The 16,320-nt window shown below is 59.3% G+C and carries 15 protein-coding genes; 9 read left to right on the forward strand and 6 right to left on the reverse strand.

Annotation, left to right across the window (positions count from 1 at the left end):
• Positions 1-80 precede the first annotated feature (80 nt).
• Positions 81-2,522, reverse strand: a complete 2,442-nt coding sequence (locus VOI22_RS11075; protein WP_323796545.1) for an FAD-dependent oxidoreductase — start codon at positions 2,520-2,522, stop codon at positions 81-83.
• Between the two features lie 282 nt (positions 2,523-2,804).
• Between VOI22_RS11075 and VOI22_RS11080 the strand changes: the two genes are divergently transcribed.
• The 6 genes from VOI22_RS11080 (at position 2,805) to VOI22_RS11105 (ending at position 9,299) form a co-directional block, all read left to right on the forward strand.
• A complete protein-coding gene (locus VOI22_RS11080) occupies positions 2,805-3,899 on the forward strand; it encodes an ABC transporter ATP-binding protein (protein WP_323796546.1) in 1,095 nt (364 codons plus the stop codon).
• Positions 3,900-4,002: 103 nt separating this feature from the next.
• On the forward strand, positions 4,003-5,109 hold the full coding sequence (locus VOI22_RS11085; RefSeq protein WP_323796547.1) for an extracellular solute-binding protein: 1,107 nt from the start codon (positions 4,003-4,005) through the stop codon (positions 5,107-5,109).
• A gap of 83 nt (positions 5,110-5,192) precedes the next feature.
• Positions 5,193-6,878 (forward strand): ABC transporter permease, encoded by a 1,686-nt coding sequence (locus VOI22_RS11090; protein ID WP_323796548.1) that lies wholly within the window; start codon positions 5,193-5,195, stop codon positions 6,876-6,878.
• 3 nt (positions 6,879-6,881) lie between these two features.
• Positions 6,882-8,060 carry an ABC transporter permease gene (locus tag VOI22_RS11095; protein WP_323796549.1) on the forward strand — a complete coding sequence of 393 codons (1,179 nt, stop codon included), beginning with the start codon at positions 6,882-6,884 and terminating at the stop codon, positions 8,058-8,060.
• Positions 8,061-8,139: 79 nt separating this feature from the next.
• A complete protein-coding gene (locus tag VOI22_RS11100) occupies positions 8,140-8,679 on the forward strand; it encodes a hypothetical protein (RefSeq protein ID WP_323796550.1) in 540 nt (179 codons plus the stop codon).
• Positions 8,680-8,933: 254 nt separating this feature from the next.
• The gene (locus VOI22_RS11105; protein ID WP_323796551.1) at positions 8,934-9,299 is read left to right on the forward strand and encodes a hypothetical protein; all 366 of its coding nucleotides are present in this window, start codon (positions 8,934-8,936) and stop codon (positions 9,297-9,299) included.
• A 36-nt stretch (positions 9,300-9,335) separates the two neighbouring features.
• On the opposite strand, the gene VOI22_RS11110 is transcribed toward VOI22_RS11105, so the two are convergent.
• From VOI22_RS11110 to pdxH, 4 genes are all read right to left on the reverse strand, one after another.
• Positions 9,336-10,076, reverse strand: coding sequence for an SDR family oxidoreductase (locus VOI22_RS11110; protein WP_323796552.1), 741 nt, complete (start codon positions 10,074-10,076; stop codon positions 9,336-9,338).
• Between the two features lie 74 nt (positions 10,077-10,150).
• Positions 10,151-10,510 (reverse strand): hypothetical protein, encoded by a 360-nt coding sequence (locus tag VOI22_RS11115; RefSeq protein ID WP_323796553.1) that lies wholly within the window; start codon positions 10,508-10,510, stop codon positions 10,151-10,153.
• A gap of 40 nt (positions 10,511-10,550) precedes the next feature.
• A complete protein-coding gene (locus VOI22_RS11120) occupies positions 10,551-11,420 on the reverse strand; it encodes a universal stress protein (RefSeq protein WP_323796554.1) in 870 nt (289 codons plus the stop codon).
• 139 nt (positions 11,421-11,559) lie between these two features.
• Positions 11,560-12,156, reverse strand: coding sequence for a pyridoxamine 5'-phosphate oxidase (gene pdxH / locus VOI22_RS11125; protein WP_323796555.1), 597 nt, complete (start codon positions 12,154-12,156; stop codon positions 11,560-11,562).
• A 275-nt stretch (positions 12,157-12,431) separates the two neighbouring features.
• Between pdxH and VOI22_RS11130 the strand changes: the two genes are divergently transcribed.
• Entirely contained in the window at positions 12,432-12,905 is a 474-nt protein-coding gene (locus VOI22_RS11130; RefSeq protein ID WP_323796556.1) for an RT0821/Lpp0805 family surface protein, read from the forward strand.
• Positions 12,906-12,988: 83 nt separating this feature from the next.
• A complete protein-coding gene (locus tag VOI22_RS11135; RefSeq protein ID WP_323796557.1) occupies positions 12,989-13,936 on the forward strand; it encodes a J domain-containing protein in 948 nt (315 codons plus the stop codon).
• Positions 13,937-13,986: 50 nt separating this feature from the next.
• Here the strand turns inward: VOI22_RS11135 and VOI22_RS11140 are convergent, their stop codons facing one another.
• A complete protein-coding gene (locus VOI22_RS11140; protein ID WP_323796558.1) occupies positions 13,987-15,312 on the reverse strand; it encodes a YihY family inner membrane protein in 1,326 nt (441 codons plus the stop codon).
• Between the two features lie 179 nt (positions 15,313-15,491).
• Here VOI22_RS11140 and fabI point away from each other — a divergent pair, with 179 nt between their 5' ends.
• Positions 15,492-16,304 carry an enoyl-ACP reductase FabI gene (gene fabI / locus VOI22_RS11145; protein ID WP_323796559.1) on the forward strand — a complete coding sequence of 271 codons (813 nt, stop codon included), beginning with the start codon at positions 15,492-15,494 and terminating at the stop codon, positions 16,302-16,304.
• Positions 16,305-16,320: the final 16 nt, after the last annotated feature.

Here is a 16,320-nt window from a genome sequence, read left to right on the forward strand (position 1 = left end):
ATCTAGCAGGCAACAGGCGGAAGGAAAGGGGTAAAGCGCAACCGGGCATTGTTAAATACCCGGCTGCGATCACATCTCTATCAGGCCTTCAGGGCTTCATTGTCCGGATCGTACGGGCTTTCGGCGACGATCCGGGCCGGGCGAAGCTGGTCCAGAACGCGGACCTGGCATTCGGCACCGATCACCGCCTTGTCGGTTCGGATGTAGCCGAGCATCAGCGATTTGCCGACATAGTGGCCATAGCCGCCAGCGGTGCCGCGGCCGACAACCTCACCGTCCATGAACACCGGCTCGTTGCCGAACGGATCTGCATCGTCCGCATCGATCTCGATGGTGCAATAGGTGTTCGGAATACCCTCTTCCTGCTGCCGGACCAGTGCGTCGCGGCCGGTGAACTCGCCCTTGTTCAGACGCACAAAGCGTTTCAGGCCGGCTTCGAGCAGGGAGTTCTCCGCGTTCAGGTCGGTGCCCCAGAGACGGTAGGTCTTCTCCAGTCGCATCGAGTCCATCGCCCGCATGCCGACGAGGCCGATATCGAACTCCTTACCGGCTTCCATCAGCGCATCGAACAGATGCAATTGATACTCGATCGGATGATGCAGCTCCCAACCGAGAGAGCCGACGAAGTTCACGCGCAAGGCACGCACGCTCGGGCAATAGCCGACCGGGATGTCCTGCATGGTGAGCCACGGGAAAGCCTCGTTGGAGACATCCGCGTCCGCCAGCTTCTGCAGCACCTTGCGGGAGTCCGGGCCGGCCAGAACGAAGACACCGTACTGGGTCGTAATGTCCTTCAGGAAGACGGAGCCGTCGCGCGGCAGGCGCTTCTGCAGGAAGTCGAGATCGTAATCGTGACCGGCGCCAGGGCCGATAACGAAGAAACGCTCGCCGTAAAAACCGTCCGGCATCCGGGTAATGGTGAATTCGGACCGGACCGAACCCGACGGGTTCAGCGCATGACAGAGATTGATCCGGCCAACGCCTTTCGGGATCGCGTTCGCGACCATCCGGTCCAGCCATTCCCGGGCGCCTGGTCCCTCAACCTCGTATTTGCCGAAAGAGGATAGCTCCAGCAGCCCGACACGCTCGCGCATGGTGCGGACTTCGTTTCCGACGTGGCTGAACCAGTTGGACCGGCGGTAGGAATAGATATCCTTGCGTTCGACACCCTTCGGCGCGAACCAGTTCGGCCGCTCCCAGCCGAAGCGCGCGCCCCAGACGGCACCTGCATCGTCCAGACGCGGATAGGCCGGCGTGGTCTTGGCCGGACGGCCTGCTTCGCGCTCTTCCATCGGGAAGTGGTTGAAGAAGACGTGCTCGTAGGCTTCCTCGTTCTTGATCTTGGCGAAGTTCTTGGAGACGACACCGAAGCGGCGCGGGTCGACGCCGATCATGTCGACAGACGGCTCCCCGTCCACGATCCAGTTGGCAAGCTGCCAGCCGGCACCGCCGGCGGCGGTTACGCCGAAGCTGTGGCCTTCCGAGATCCAGAAATTTTCCAGACCGAAAGCCGGACCAACCATCGGGTTTCCGTCCGGTGTGTAGGAAATCGGGCCGTTCACGATATCCTTGATGCCGGCATTCTCGAAAGAGGGCACGCGGGCCATGCAAGCCTCGACATGCGGCATCAGGCGCTCAAGCTCGCCCGGGAACAGGTCTTTCTCGAAGGTGGACGGCACACCGTCGACGAAGCAGGCCGGCGCGTGGCGCTCGTACGGCCCGAGGATCCAGCCGTTCCGTTCTTCACGGAAATAATACTGGGAGTCGGACTCGCGCAGCACCGGCAGCTCGTGGTTTCCGGCCTCGCGATATTCCTTCAGGGTCGGATCCACGTCGGTGACGATATATTGGTGCTCGACCGGGATGGCCGGGATTTCCAGTCCAACCATCTTGGCAGTGGTGCGGGCATAGTTGCCGGTCGCGCAAATCACATGCTCGCAGCGGATATCGCCCTTGTCGGTCTTGACGATCCACTCACTGTTCTCGCGCTCGATGCCGGTGACCTGGGTCTGCTGATAGATCTCCGCGCCGTGCATTCGCGCGCCCTTGGCCAGCGCCATGGTCAGATCCACCGGCGCGATATGGCCGTCGGACGGATGCCAGAGAGCGCCAACGAGATCATCTGTCATCGCCAGCGGCCAGAGCTTCTTGATCTCGTCAACACCGACCAGATGCGCCTCGACGCCGATGGTCTCGGCCGTACACTGATAATTCCGGTATTCGTCCATGCGCTCACGGTTGGTGGCGAGGCGGAGGTTACCGGTCTGGTGGAAGCTGACGGCCTGGCCGGTTTCTTCCTCGAGTTTCTTGTAAAGCTCAACCGAGTACTGATGCAGCTGGCCAACGCTGTAGCTCATGTTGAACAGTGGCAGCAGACCGGCCGCGTGCCAGGTCGAGCCTGCCGTAAGTTCGGTGCGCTCAAGCAGAATGACGTCGCTCCAGCCTTTCTTGGCCAGATGATAGAGGGTGCTGACCCCGACCACACCGCCACCGATCACCACTGCCCGTGCCTGAGTCTTCATTTGCCCATTCCCCTGTAAACCGGCCAGCCGGTTGAATTTCTTTACCGAAACAGAGATGGCACCATTTCTTCGCATGCAATTCACGAAAAGCGACCGGATGATGTCGGATTCGGAACGTTGGGATTCCCCATAATTTGGCGGATTGCGTCCATATTGACGCGAGCACTTTGACATTTGGGAACGAGCGTGGTTAGGCTTGGACCAGATCGTGACAAACACGACATTAAGCCGGTATGCGAGAGGAACACGCGACCGCAAGGGCAGAACAGGGGCGCAAAATCAATGGCAAACGGCAACCAGCCGTTCGTTCAGTTTAAGAACGTTCAAAAGACCTATGACGGCGAAATTCTCGTCGTTAAAAATCTCAACCTTGATATCGCGGATGGCGAGTTCCTGACCATGCTGGGCCCGTCCGGCTCTGGCAAGACAACCTGCCTGATGATGCTGGCAGGCTTCGAGACTGCGACCCACGGTGAGATCCTGCTCGACAGTAAGCCGATCAACCGGATCGCGCCGCACAAGCGCGGGATCGGTATGGTTTTCCAGAATTACGCGCTGTTCCCGCATATGACAGTCGCCGAGAACCTCAGCTTCCCCTTGGAAGTTCGCAAGATGAGCAAGCCGGATCGGGAGGCGAAGGTCGCCCGCGCATTGGACATGGTGAAAATGTCCGACTTTGGGGGACGGCGCCCGGCTCAGCTGTCCGGCGGACAGCAGCAACGTATTGCCCTTGCAAGAGCCTTGGTCTTCGAGCCGAAGCTGGTGCTGATGGACGAACCGCTTGGCGCGCTCGACAAACAGCTGCGCGAACACATGCAATTCGAAATCACCAATCTCGCGCACGATCTTGGTATCACGACGGTCTATGTGACCCATGACCAGACGGAAGCGCTGACAATGTCAGACCGTGTCGCGGTCTTTAACGATGGCAAGATCCAGCAACTGGCGAAACCGGCAGATCTTTATGAACGCCCGGAGAACGCTTTCGTTGCCCAGTTCATCGGCGAGAACAACACACTCGAAGGTGTGGTCAAATCGATCAACGGCGAGACATGTGTCGTCTCACTTGACGACGGGAGCGAGATCGACGCCATGCCCGTCAACGTCAACCAGCCTGGTGAGCGGACCCGCGTGTCGATCCGGCCAGAGCGGGTGGAATTCAACAAGGACCGGTTGCACCCTGACGCACATACGCTGAAAGCGACGGTCAAGGAATTCTACTATATGGGCGATATCTTCAGATTCCGCCTTTCCGTGGCAGGCAATGACGATTTCATCGTCAAGGCACGCAATGCGCCTGATGCAGTGCGCTTGAAACCCGGTGAACAGATCGAAATCGGATGGCTTCCGGCGGACTGCCGGGCGCTCGATGCGTGATGCACCGGATTGCCGGCACTTTATCAGGATAACAGAGGGTGGGGCCGAGGCCCGTGGCGCCGATCCTTTCGTTTGAAATAACGGGTAAAGAACAGGAGCAGCTATGAAATTCGCCAAAGTTTTGGTGGCCTCATCGGCACTTACCATGGCGGTTGGCATCGCCCATGCCGCTGATATGGCCAAAGATATGACGCTCGTGAGTTGGGGTGGGGCCTACCAGTCATCACAGCAACGCGCCTATACAGAACCCTATATGGCCAAGAATGCTGGCGTGAATGTGGTCTGGGACGAGAGCTCCGCAGAGGCTGTCGCCAAGCTGCGGGCCATGAATGAAGCAGGTAATGTCACCTGGGATCTCGTGGACGTCGTCGCGGCGGATGCCATTCGCCTTTGTGACGAAGGTCTGGCAATGGAAATCGATGCGGACACCGATCTGGCCGCAGCCCCCGACGGCAAGTCGGCCTCGGAAGATTTCGGAGACTTGCTGGTCAGCGACTGCTTCATCCCGCAGATCGTCTATTCGACAACCTTCGGCTATCGCACGGACCTCGTTGGCAGCACCCCGCCGACTGATATCTGCGCAGTCTTCGATCTCAAGGCATACCCGGGCAAGCGGGCTCTTGAGAAGCGGCCGATCAACAACATGGAATGGGCGTTGCTCTGCGACGGTGTAGCGAAGGACAAGGTTTACGATGTCCTCGCCACAGCAGCCGGACAGGAACAGGCGCTGAAGAAGCTCGATAGCATCAAAGACCAGACGGTCTGGTGGTCCGCCGGCGCTGATACCCCGCAACTCTTGGCCGACGGCGAGATTGTGATGGGCTCCACCTACAACGGTCGTCTTTTCTCGGTGATCGAAGAGCAGAAACAGCCGGTCGCCATGCTCTGGGACGCCCAGGTGTTCGATCTGGACGGCTGGATTATCCCTGCTGGCCTGCCTGCCGATCGGCTTGCCCGCGTCAAGGATTTCGTGAAGTTCGCGACCGACACACAGCGGCTCGCAGACCAGGCGAAGTACATCTCTTACGGTCCGGCACGTGCCTCTTCGGCACCGTTGGTGGGCAAGCATGCCGATCTTGGGATCGAAATGGCGCCACACATGCCGACAGACCCGAACAACGCCAAGAACACGTTCCTCTACAACTACGAGTTCTGGGCCGACTATCGGGATGATATCGACGCCAAGTTCCAGGCCTGGTTGGCCAAATAATAAGACTTAATGGGCTGGGGCCGCCTCGGCGGCCCCAGCTTTTCTCTTGGCGAAGACAGCGAATAATTGATGGAGTGACCACAATGTCCGGGCAAGAGACACTGGAAACGGGTCCGATACTGGCCTCTGACGGCACACCGCTGAAACAGCGGCTCGCTCGCTCACTCCGTATGCAGAAGCTCCGCGCGCTGGCACTGATCGCGCCACTGCTGATTTTCGTCCTCGTTACATTCATCGCCCCGATTGCGGATATGCTTTTCCGCTCCGTGGAGAATGAGATCGTCTCGAATACCCTGCCGGATACCGTCGTTGCGGTCTCTGACTGGGATCCAAAGACTGATGAATTGCCCCCAGAGCCGGTTTTTCAGGCGCTTTACTTCGACCTGTTCCTCGCAGCTGAAGCGAAGCAGCATACCAGGCTCGGATCGCGCCTCAACTACGAGCAGGTGGGTATATCCTCGCTGTTCCGAACCTCCGGCCGCAAGCTCGACGATATTGGCAAGGTCTATCAGAAATGGCTGGTCGGGCTGGATCAGACATGGAAGAGCGGCGCGTTCTGGACCGATATGATGCGCGGCGCGGAGAGCTCCGCATCCGATACCGCCCTTCTCGCCGAGCAGCGTGCAAGGCTGACTGCGCTGACCAGTGACTCCATGAAGGGAGATATCGGCTTCGCACCCGGATCGGAGATCGCCCGGATACTCCCTCTGACCACCAGCGAATACACCGCTTATGCGGTCTTCGCCACCATCGCCAAGAACCGGGAAATCGGCAAGAGATCACCTTGGGAGGCCGTCTATGCCGCCCTGGCGGTCGAACTTGGAAAACCGGATGTCCAGAGCGCCGTCGCGGGCTATCAGGGCCCCGGCGGAGATGAACTGAGGGCTGCCGTAGCAGCAATCAGCACGGCTCCTCCTCGTGACTTTACGGCATCGATGATCAAGGCCGACAAAGACTGGGCTAACCCGAAAAACATCGAGGCGATCAAGGTCTATTCGGCGAAATACACGGCCGGCTATTACCTGAATGCGGTCGACCTGCAGAAGACACTGGACGGCATCGCAGAACGGCCGGAGAACCAGCAAATCTACGGCATGCTGTTCGGCCGCACTCTGTTCATGTCTCTCGTTATTACCGTTTCCTGCATCCTCCTCGGCTATCCAATCGCGTGGATCCTCGCGAATCTGCCGCTACGGACCTCCAATCTTCTGATGATCCTTGTGCTGTTGCCCTTCTGGACATCGCTGCTGGTGCGCACCTCGGCATGGAAGGTCATGCTGCAACAGCAGGGGGTGATCAACGACACCCTGGTCTGGCTGGGACTGCTGGACGATGCCGACAGGTTGATCATGATCAACAACCAATTCGGCACCATCGTCGCAATGACGCATATTCTCCTGCCCTTTATGATCCTGCCGCTCTACTCGGTAATGCAGACCATACAGCCTACCTATCTGAGGGCAGCGAAATCGCTTGGCGCGAACAATTGGACGGCGTTCTGGCGCGTCTATTTCCCGCAATCTATTCCGGGCATCGGCGCCGGCTCGATCCTCGTCTTCATTCTGGCCATCGGCTACTACATCACGCCGGAAATTGTCGGTGGCACCACAGGAACCTTCATCTCTAACCGGATCGCCTACCACATTTCCAGTTCGCTGAACTGGGGCCTGGGTGCAGCGCTCGGGTCAATTCTATTGGCCGCGGTTCTCGCCCTCTACTGGACCTACGATAAGATCGTCGGCATCGATAACGTGAAGTTGGGAGGCTAAATCATGGCGCAGATCACTTCGGTCTCCCCTTCCTCACCCACCTTCTATGTTCCGGTATGCGCTGCTGTCGGCGGCTTCGCGGGGCTGCTTGTCGGCACCGCCCAGGGAAACCCGCTGATCGGACTTATCGTTGGCGCGGTGCTCTTGGGGGCCACCGCCTATGCAGCGGCTCATTTCGTTTCCCAGGAACGCATCGCCCGCTGGGCGATCCTGTTAATCGTGGCACTCGGTGGCGGCTTTCTTGGCGGGCTGCCGGGTCTCATTGTCGGCGCCGGCTTCGGTTGGTTCTTCGGCTGGTTTATATACTGGCTATCCGAGTCCCGGTACCGCATGAAACTGCCACCCTACCTTACGGCGGGTCAGGTGCTCTGGCACTATGGCCTCCGGGTAATCTGTGGCTTGATCTTCTTTTTCCTGATTACGCCGATCGTGGTGGTGATGCCGCTTAGCTTCAATGCTCAGGACTTTTTCACCTTCACGCCGGAAATGCTGCGGTTTGATCCTGCCGGCTATTCGCTCAAGCACTACGAGGATTTTCTGACCAGTTCCAACTGGCAGCACGCATTGCGGAATTCCATCAGCATCGCGCCGGCGGCAACCCTGCTATCGGTCAGTTTTGGCACCCTTGCGGCCATCGGTCTAAGTTCCGAGCATGTGCCGTTCCGGCGCACGATTATGGCTATCTTGATCTCGCCGATGATCGTCCCCCTGATCATTTCCGCCGCCGGTATGTTCTTCTTCTACAGCCGCATCGGCCTGCAGGGGACCTATATCGGCGTAGTGCTGGCGCATGCCGCCCTCGGCATTCCGTTCGTGATTATCACGGTGACGGCGACGCTTGTCGGGTTCGACCGCTCACTGACGCGCGCGGCGGCGAATATGGGAGCCGGCCCGATCCGGACCTTCTTCAAGGTTCAGATGCCCCTCATCCTGCCTGGGGTGATATCTGGCGGTCTGTTTGCCTTCATCACCTCGTTCGACGAGGTGGTTGTGGTGTTGTTCGTCGGGTCGGCCGGGCAGAAGACACTGCCCTGGCAAATGTTCATCGGCCTCCGCGAACAGATCAGCCCTACGATCCTCGCAGTAGCCACCATCCTGGTCGCCATCTCTGTCTTGCTGCTGACGACGATGGAATTGCTGCGGCGGCGCTCCGAGCGACTGCGGGGCATGAGTCCGGGTTAATTTTTCGTGTCCCCCTTTACATCTGCAGCAAAAGGCACCATTTTAAGAACGGTTCGCAAAAACCTGTGCGAGGCGATGGATGTACCGCGATAATTCACTGATCCCCAAGGAAGCAATCCGCATGGCGGCGCTCGGCGCACTGTCGGGTGGCCCGCGGCCTTATGCGGATATAGCGGGTGAAGTGCGCCAGTTCGCCGCCCGTATCGTCGGCCCGTCCCTCGATCTGCTCGGCAGCTCGATCGAACTGCTGAAGTTCGAAGGGTTGATTGCGCCGGTTACCGGTGAAGGCTTCGAGGATAATGCCGAGCTCCGTTTGACGGATGCAGGCTGGACCGCCCTCAAGGACTATCTGACCGCGGCCGTGCGTCCGGGCTCAAACGACCTGAACAAATTGGTCGTCGCCCTGAAACTGCGCTTTCTGCATCTTCTCGAAAAAGACGAACAGGTCGAGCAGATCGATAATCTGCGCGCGCTCTATCAAGGTGAACACGCCCGCCTGTTTGACCTCCTCACCCATGAGGAATGGCAGCAAGGCCATCTGCGCGCCTGGATCGAGATGGAAATCTCCCAGGTCGAAGATCGCATGGCCTGGTGCGACCGTATCGCCGCCGAGCTTTAAAAAACCGTTTCTTTCAGACAGTCGTAGACCGTGCTGACGTGCGCGCGGACGATGCTTCGTCCTGTGTAAGCGTGAGCAGGCGAGTATCCTTTCCGCGTCTTTCTGGCGGACCCCTGACGTTCAAGTAAACACCCAAGGGTTTATTATTAAAGAGAAAACATCATTATTTTGAATTTTAGATATTTTTAATATATATTAACGACACTGAAGTGCCAGAGCTGGAATCGGCTGAAGCTGAGGAAAGGAGACGCACGATGATGACCTTATTCAGGTCGCGCATAGAATCCCCAAAACCCGCGAATACATTCGCGGCCGCACAGGTACTCCGGCCACGCGGTGATTCCTATGTCCGCATAGACCGGCGAGATTATCCGCTGCAATGCTGGTCTCCGGCAGGGTTCACCCTCTCGCCCTACAATGGCTCCCTGATCCAGCGCCAGAAGGCACGCGTAAGCATGCTTGTTCGGGACATCCATGATCCGGACGGCCCGCTGGAGATCGACGGCGAAGTCGTTGTCGACATTGTCGCGAACGGGATTCTTGCCGCCCGATGGACCGGGCTGCCGAAATACAAACTGGCCGCGCTTGCACAGTATTTCACCGGAAAACTTTCTGCCTGACGACCAAAACCTGGTCCAGGAAAGCCGGAACCCGGCTCAGAACATGTGCTGTCCGCCAGTCACGAAGATTTCCGTGCCGGTCACATAGCTGGAATCTTCCGAGCAAAGGTAGTGGATCGTCGACGCCACGTCTTTCGGGGTCCCCATCCGGTTCAGGGGAATGCGCGGGATCAGCATCTCGTATTCCGGGGACAGCATCGCCGTCTCGATCTCGCCCGGCGCCACGGCGTTGACACGCACACCGAGCTCGGCGAACTCATTCGCCATTTCCCGGGTCAGCGATGACAGCGCCGCTTTCGACGTGCTGTAGGCGGAGCCGGCGAAGGGATGAATGAAATGCCCCGCGATCGAGGTGATATTGACGATCGCGCCCTTGCCCCGGTGAAGTGGGGCCGCGAAGCCGCGCGCGAGCCGGAGCGGAGCAAAGAAATTCAGCTCGAACACCCGCCGCCATTCGTCGATATCGCCGTTGAGGCAGCCGAGCCGCTCCTTGAAAGGCGTCTTCGGCGACCAGCCGGCGTTGTTCACCAGAGCATGCAGCGGTTTTTCCCCGAGCAACTCGTTTGCCTCATCGATGAAATTGTCGAGGCTGTCCGAGTCCGTCAGGTCGGCGGTGATATGGTGGCTCCAGTTCGGATCGCGCCGGCACTCTTCCGGCGGCGCATCGCGCGAGCAGGTGATGATTTCCCAATTCCGTTCGCTGAAGAAACGGACGGTGGCGTGGCCGATGCCCCGGCTGGCGCCGGTCAGCAGCATTGTTTTCTGGATCGTACTCATGGCGCCGGAGTGTAAGCAAATACGGCGGCCCGAGAAAGGCCGCCGCACGCATCACATATGTTTGTCACTGAAGCTTATTTTACCGAGACGATCCGGAAGGTTCGCTGCACGCCGTCATGCTCGGTAATGGAGACATATTCTCCCTCGACGAAATGATGACGGTCGAACTTGAAGATCGGCTCGTCATCCTCTTCGCCTTCCGCATAGCTGAAAAGCCAGCGCCGGCCACGGGTATGAAGCAGATGGCCTTCCTCGTCCGGCTCACCTTGCCAGAACCGGTGCACGGTGCAGTCGGGTTTCACTTTCTGCCAGGCATCAAGGTCGAGACTGCCATCCCCGGTCAGAGGAGCCTTGAACTCATAGCCGTGGTTGCTGCTGCCTTCCGGGAAATCCGGGTTCCGCGCCAACTCAAGGCGAATGGTACGCACACTCACGGGGATATCTCCTTTGTTCGATCAGATACGGTCATCAAGCCTAGTGCGCCATCAGAACCGGAATTCGTGCTGCGGTCAAAATATCGTCGGTAACACCGCCGAAGATCGACTCGCGGAGCCGGCTGTGGCTGTAGGCACCAAGCACCAGCAACTGCGCACCCGCCTCGCGTGCTTCGGCCTGAAGTCGGCCGGAAATGCTGCCGGAGGATGCATCGAAGCTTTTCGCTGTCGCCTTCACGCCGTGCCAGCGCAGGGAGTCGACGAAAGCTGCAAGATCTTCCTCTGTCAGATCCTCATCGATTCCAGCCATCACGGCAACTGTCTCTGCTGTCACCAACAACGGCATGGCGTGTGCGACGGCTGCTGCCGCTTCCTTGGACGCATTCCAGCCGATCGCAATCCCTTTGATCGCCGGCATCTCAACATCGTGCGGCACCACCAGCGTTGCCTTGCCGCTCTCCAGCATGGCTGCCTCGGCGATCACCGCGGCGTCGCTACCATCGTTGTCTGACGGGGCGACCACGCAGATCGCGTCTACGATCCGGGCACGACGCGCGACCACCCTGCCCGGCTCACCCACCAGAGTCTCGAAAGAAACACTAACCCCGTCCGTCGCTGTCGGTTTCTCGACCACCGGAAAATTGTTCGCCTCGCGCCAGCGGTCAAATTCGGCAAGCGATGCGGCGCGTGCCTCGTTCGCTGCATTCTCCGCCTGCTCAATGATCGTTTCGATCATCGACGCACTCATGCCCATGCCGATCTGCGGCACCAGCACTTCGCGGGGATCACGGTGAATATGAGCAACAAAAATATGTGCCCCATGCAGCGTCGCAAGAGCGCACGCAGCCTTAAGAACCGCCGCATCAGCTTCATTACCAAGCACGGGAGCAAGAACAGTTTTCAGAGACATGGTGCACCTCGTTGTAAGTATGATTCTTTCGTTAACCTTATCTGAGCCGAGAATGCCTCCACATTGACCTAGGTCAAAACTTTAAAAAACATCCAGCCAGAATTCGGCACAGAATCCCTCTGTGCGCCTTGCTCCCCGCTCACGGATAAAGCCGGTTCACGGTCCAGGCTTCACTTTCGCTCGCCCGGCTGAAGCGGAACCGGTCATGCAGACGGAACTCGCCATCCTGCCAGAATTCGATCACGAGCGGCGTCAGCCGCCAACCGGACCAGTATGGCGGACGGGGGACCGATTCCCCGGGATACTTGCTGTCGGCATTCTCAACCGCCGCCATCAGGGCCGGGCGGTCTGCCAGTGGACGCGATTGCTGCGAGGCCCAGGCACCGACCCGGCTGCCACGCGGCCGGGAATTGAAATAAGCATCCGCTTCTTCGTCTGTAACCCGCGCCACCGGCCCGGTTACGCGGACCTGCCGTCGCACCGACTTCCAGTGGAAGCAAAGCGCCACGAACGGATTGACCTCGATCTCCCGGCCCTTCTGGCTTTCCATGTTGGAGTAGAAAACGAAGCCCTGCTCGTCGAACCCCTTCAGCAGCAAAATCCGCGCAGACGGGCGGCCATCGGCATCGGCCGTCGCGACGGTCATGGCATTGGCGTCGTTCGGTTCCGTTTCGGACGCCGCCTGAAGCCAGCCATCGAAAAGCTCAAAAGGATTGTCTGTATCGGGTTCAAACATGCTCAAGCCTCACTCTGAAGGTGGCGAATCACACAGGAAACGCAACTTCGGTCTTTTTATTGCCTTATTGATCGCCAAATAAGGACCGAAGGGTACCTATCACTAGCGAGCGTCAACATGGCCTGTCCAGCGCTGAAACGTCGCAGCATGCCTCCAAGGAACAGCGGGATGCCATCGCCAGAGCGAGGTACTATCAAAAAGGATTTACCGCGCGACGGTTTCAGTGGCTTCATCCGTTATAGATCCCGTCGGCCGCAATTGTGAGGAACAGAACCATGAGAACTCAAGCCGTGATTGTCGTCGTCGCCTCTCTGGCCCTCGGCGCGTGTCAGACAGATCAACTCGGGGCGAAGCAGACAGCTGGCGGCCTGTTCGGTGCGGTCGGCGGTGCGGTGGCAGGCTCCCAGATCGGGGGCGGCAAAGGTACGGTTGCGGCCGTTGCCATCGGCACCCTGCTTGGCGCCTTCATCGGCAGCGAAATCGGCAAGTCGCTCGACAATGCCGACAAGGCGGCGATGGCCAGAACAACGCAGAACACGCTGGAAACCCAGCCGGTCGGCACGACATCGACCTGGCACAATCCGGACAGCGGTCACTCTGGCACCGTGACCCCGACCAGCACCTATCAGGCCCCTTCCGGAGAATATTGCCGTGAATATTCCCAAACGGTGAATATCGGAGGACAGACCGAGGAAGCCTACGGGAAAGCCTGCCGTCAGCCCGACGGCAGCTGGAAAATCCAGAACTAGGCAGCGGCCTTCGGCTCTGCAATGATTGGACCGGGCGGATTTTTGCATCCGGTCCAATTGCTTTTTCCATATACTCCCGGGCCATGAGCGATCCTTACAAGATATTGGGTGTAAAACCCGACTCCTCGCAGGACGAGATCAAGAAAGCGTACCGCACGCTCGCGAAGAAGCTTCATCCCGATCTCAATCCCGGCGACACGAAAATCGAGCAGCAGTTCAAGGAAGTCACGGCGGCTTACGACCTGCTTTCGGATGCGACAAAGCGCGCCAAGTACGATCGCGGCGGCATGAACGCGGGCGCGGGTGGTGCCGGCGGCGCATCGGCGAAGGCGACAAGCGGTTTCTGGAAGGCCTGGACGTCGGCCCGCAAGAAGCAGTCCGGCGGCTTTTCCGACATGTTCGATGGTGACGACGCAGACATGTTCGACGACATCCTGCGCCGACATGGGCAGGCCGGCGGCGGTTCAAGCCAGGGCGGCAGCGCCTACACGGTCGGGCCGGACGTCAATTACAAGCTCAAGGTAAGTTTTGCCGAAGCAGCCGCAGGTTCCACGAAGCGCGTCACGCTGTCCGACGGCAAGTCCCTCGACCTGAAGATTCCGCCCGCGACGGAAAGCGGCAAGACGCTCCGGCTGAAGGGCCAGGGCCGCAAGGGCAGCAATAGCGGCCCCGCCGGCGACGCCTTCGTCGAGATCACTGTGGAGCCGCACGACTATTTCCATCGCGACGGTCGGAATGTCAAAGTGGAAATGCCGGTCACGCTCTACGAAGCGGTCCTTGGCGGCACCATCACCGTGCCGACCGTTCATGGCAATGTCTCGCTGAAGATCCCGCCGAAATCCAATACCGGCGCGACCCTGCGCCTGAAAGGCAAAGGCGTCCCTGCGCATGGCGGCAAACCGGCCGGCGACCAGCTCGTCACCCTGAAAGTGGTTCTGCCCGACACCGAAGACCCTGACCTGATCAAACTGATGCAGAAATGGGCCGAGGAAAAAGGCTACAACCCGCGCCACAAGATGCGCTTCAGCTAACCTCTGAAAACCGGGGCGGATCGCTCTCAGCTATCCGGTACAGCGTCCGGTTATTCCGCGACTGCCGGTATCTCCGGCAACTCCCTGACACCGCCTCTCTCACCGGTGAGTTCGTCGAGCACATCCGCCGCCGGACGGGACAAAGCGTTGCGCTCTGATTTCGAAAGGGCGTCGACTACGGCAGCAATGGAGGCCGGCTCCTTGCTCTTGCCCGGCTCCGCCGCATCCACCGCGCAACCGAGCCCCCGATAGAGATCGTAAAGGCTGAAGCGGGTTGGGTCGCGCGCCAGGACAAAGCGGCCATCCTCGATCCGCGCGACGAACTCGGCTGCAAGCAAGCGCTCCAGCACCTGACCCACCGCATCGGCGGAGGCCACGTCATCCAGCGCCGACTGCTCCACCGGCCCCGCCTTTTCCCGAATGGCCGCAAGAGCCGACAGGGCAACGGAGAACAGACGGGCCGGGCCGAGCTCCGGTGCCGCGTCGAGAGCGCGGGAATGCCACCAGTCAGGGAAGGATGCGGCGAAGACAGCGCCCAGCAGGATCACGGTCCAGGAGAAATAGACCCAGACCAGAAAGATCGGGATCACGGCCATCGCGCCGTAGATAGTCTGAAAGGTCGGAAACGCCGCCAAATACCAGCCGAAACCAAGCTTCAGGATTTCAAACGCGGTGCCGGAGAGACAACCGCCTATCAGCGCATCCCGCCAGGCGACCGAACGGTTCGGCACGACCATGAAGAGCAGCGTGAAGCCGACACTCTGCAGAATGATCGCAATGACGTGATTTCGGAACTCACCGCCGACATTGAGCGATTCCGCATCCAGACCGGCATCCGTCCAGGTCTGTCGCAAGAAGCCGAATGCATCGCTGGTGGTGGAAAGGGTCAGTCCCATCAGGATCGGACCGAGAGACAACACCGCCCAGAAGATCAGGAAACGGATCAGCAGATGCCGCTGTCTCTCCACATGCCAGATTGCATTGAAGGTCGATTCGATGGTCGCCAGCAACAGAATCGCGGAAACGGAAAGGCCGATGATGCCCGCCGCGCCAAGTTTCGACGCGTTTTGCATGAAGCTGTTCAGATAAGTCCGGACGGGACCTGCGATCTCCGGCACCAGATTCTCAAAGATCGTCGCCTCGATGGCCGTCCGGGCCGTCTCGAAAGCCGGAAAAGCGGTGAAAATCGCGAAACCTATGGCCAGCAGCGGCACCAACGCCAGCAGCGTCGTGTAGGTCAGCGCGGCGGCCGACTGCATGCCCCGGCCGCGATAGAACCGCATCATCGCGAAACCGATATATTCCGCCAGATCAGCGACAACGGCTGCGGCGGCGAGGGTTTTCCAACGGTCTAGTCGATTGGCTTTTTTGCTCATGTTGTCAGCTTATCACGAAAGCCTGTAGAAGAACCCGCGCCCGCACCCGGACAGGATCGCGCTACGGCAGATTCCGCAGCCTTCAGGCCACTGCATGCAGTTTGCCGCACGCTGCCTTTAGTGTAGGATCGCGCGAATCATGCGTAACTTTTTACGTCAACCTGCGTCGTGAGGCATCAATGAGTGAACCAAGCCCGATCATGAGTGGCAAAAAGGGGCTTGTCATGGGGGTCGCGAACGACCGTTCCATCGCCTGGGGCATCGCGAAAGCGGCAGCTGCCCAGGGCGCGGAACTCGCGTTCACCTTCCAGGGCGAGGCATTGCAAAAGCGGGTCGAACCGCTGGCCGCGCAACTTGGCTCCAATCTGGTGCTTCCCTGCGATGTTACCGATGACGCAAGCGTCACCAAGACATTCGAGACGATCCGCGAGAAGTGGGGCAAGCTCGACTTTCTGGTGCATGCCATAGCCTATTCAGACAAGGACGAGCTGAAAGGCAAATACGTCAACACGACGCGGGATAACTTCCTGAAGACGCTCGATATTTCCTGCTATTCCTTCACCCGAATCGCAAGAGAAGCGGCCGATCTGATGACGGATGGCGGCTCGCTGCTGACGCTGAGCTATTTCGGCGCCGAAAAAGTGATGCCGCATTACAACGTGATGGGCGTCGCCAAGGCCGCGCTGGAAGCCAGCATCCGCTACCTGGCCGCCGATCTCGGAGGTGACAATATCCGGGTGAACGGCCTCTCCGCCGGCCCGATGAAGACGCTTGCCGCCTCCGGCATCGGCGACTTCCGCTATATCCTGAAATGGAACCAATACAACTCGCCTCTGCGCCGGAATGTGAGTCTGGACGATGTCGGCGGCGCCGGCATGTATCTGCTGAGCGATCTTTCCAGCGGCGTCACCGGCGAAGTGCATCACGTCGATTGCGGCTACAACATCGTCGGCATGAAGGCGGTGGACGCGCCCGACATTTCCACGGTCTGACCCGGGACAACCAACG

Source organism: Nisaea sp. (assembly GCF_034670185.1).
In the GTDB taxonomy this organism is placed as follows: Bacteria; Pseudomonadota; Alphaproteobacteria; order Thalassobaculales; family Thalassobaculaceae; genus Nisaea.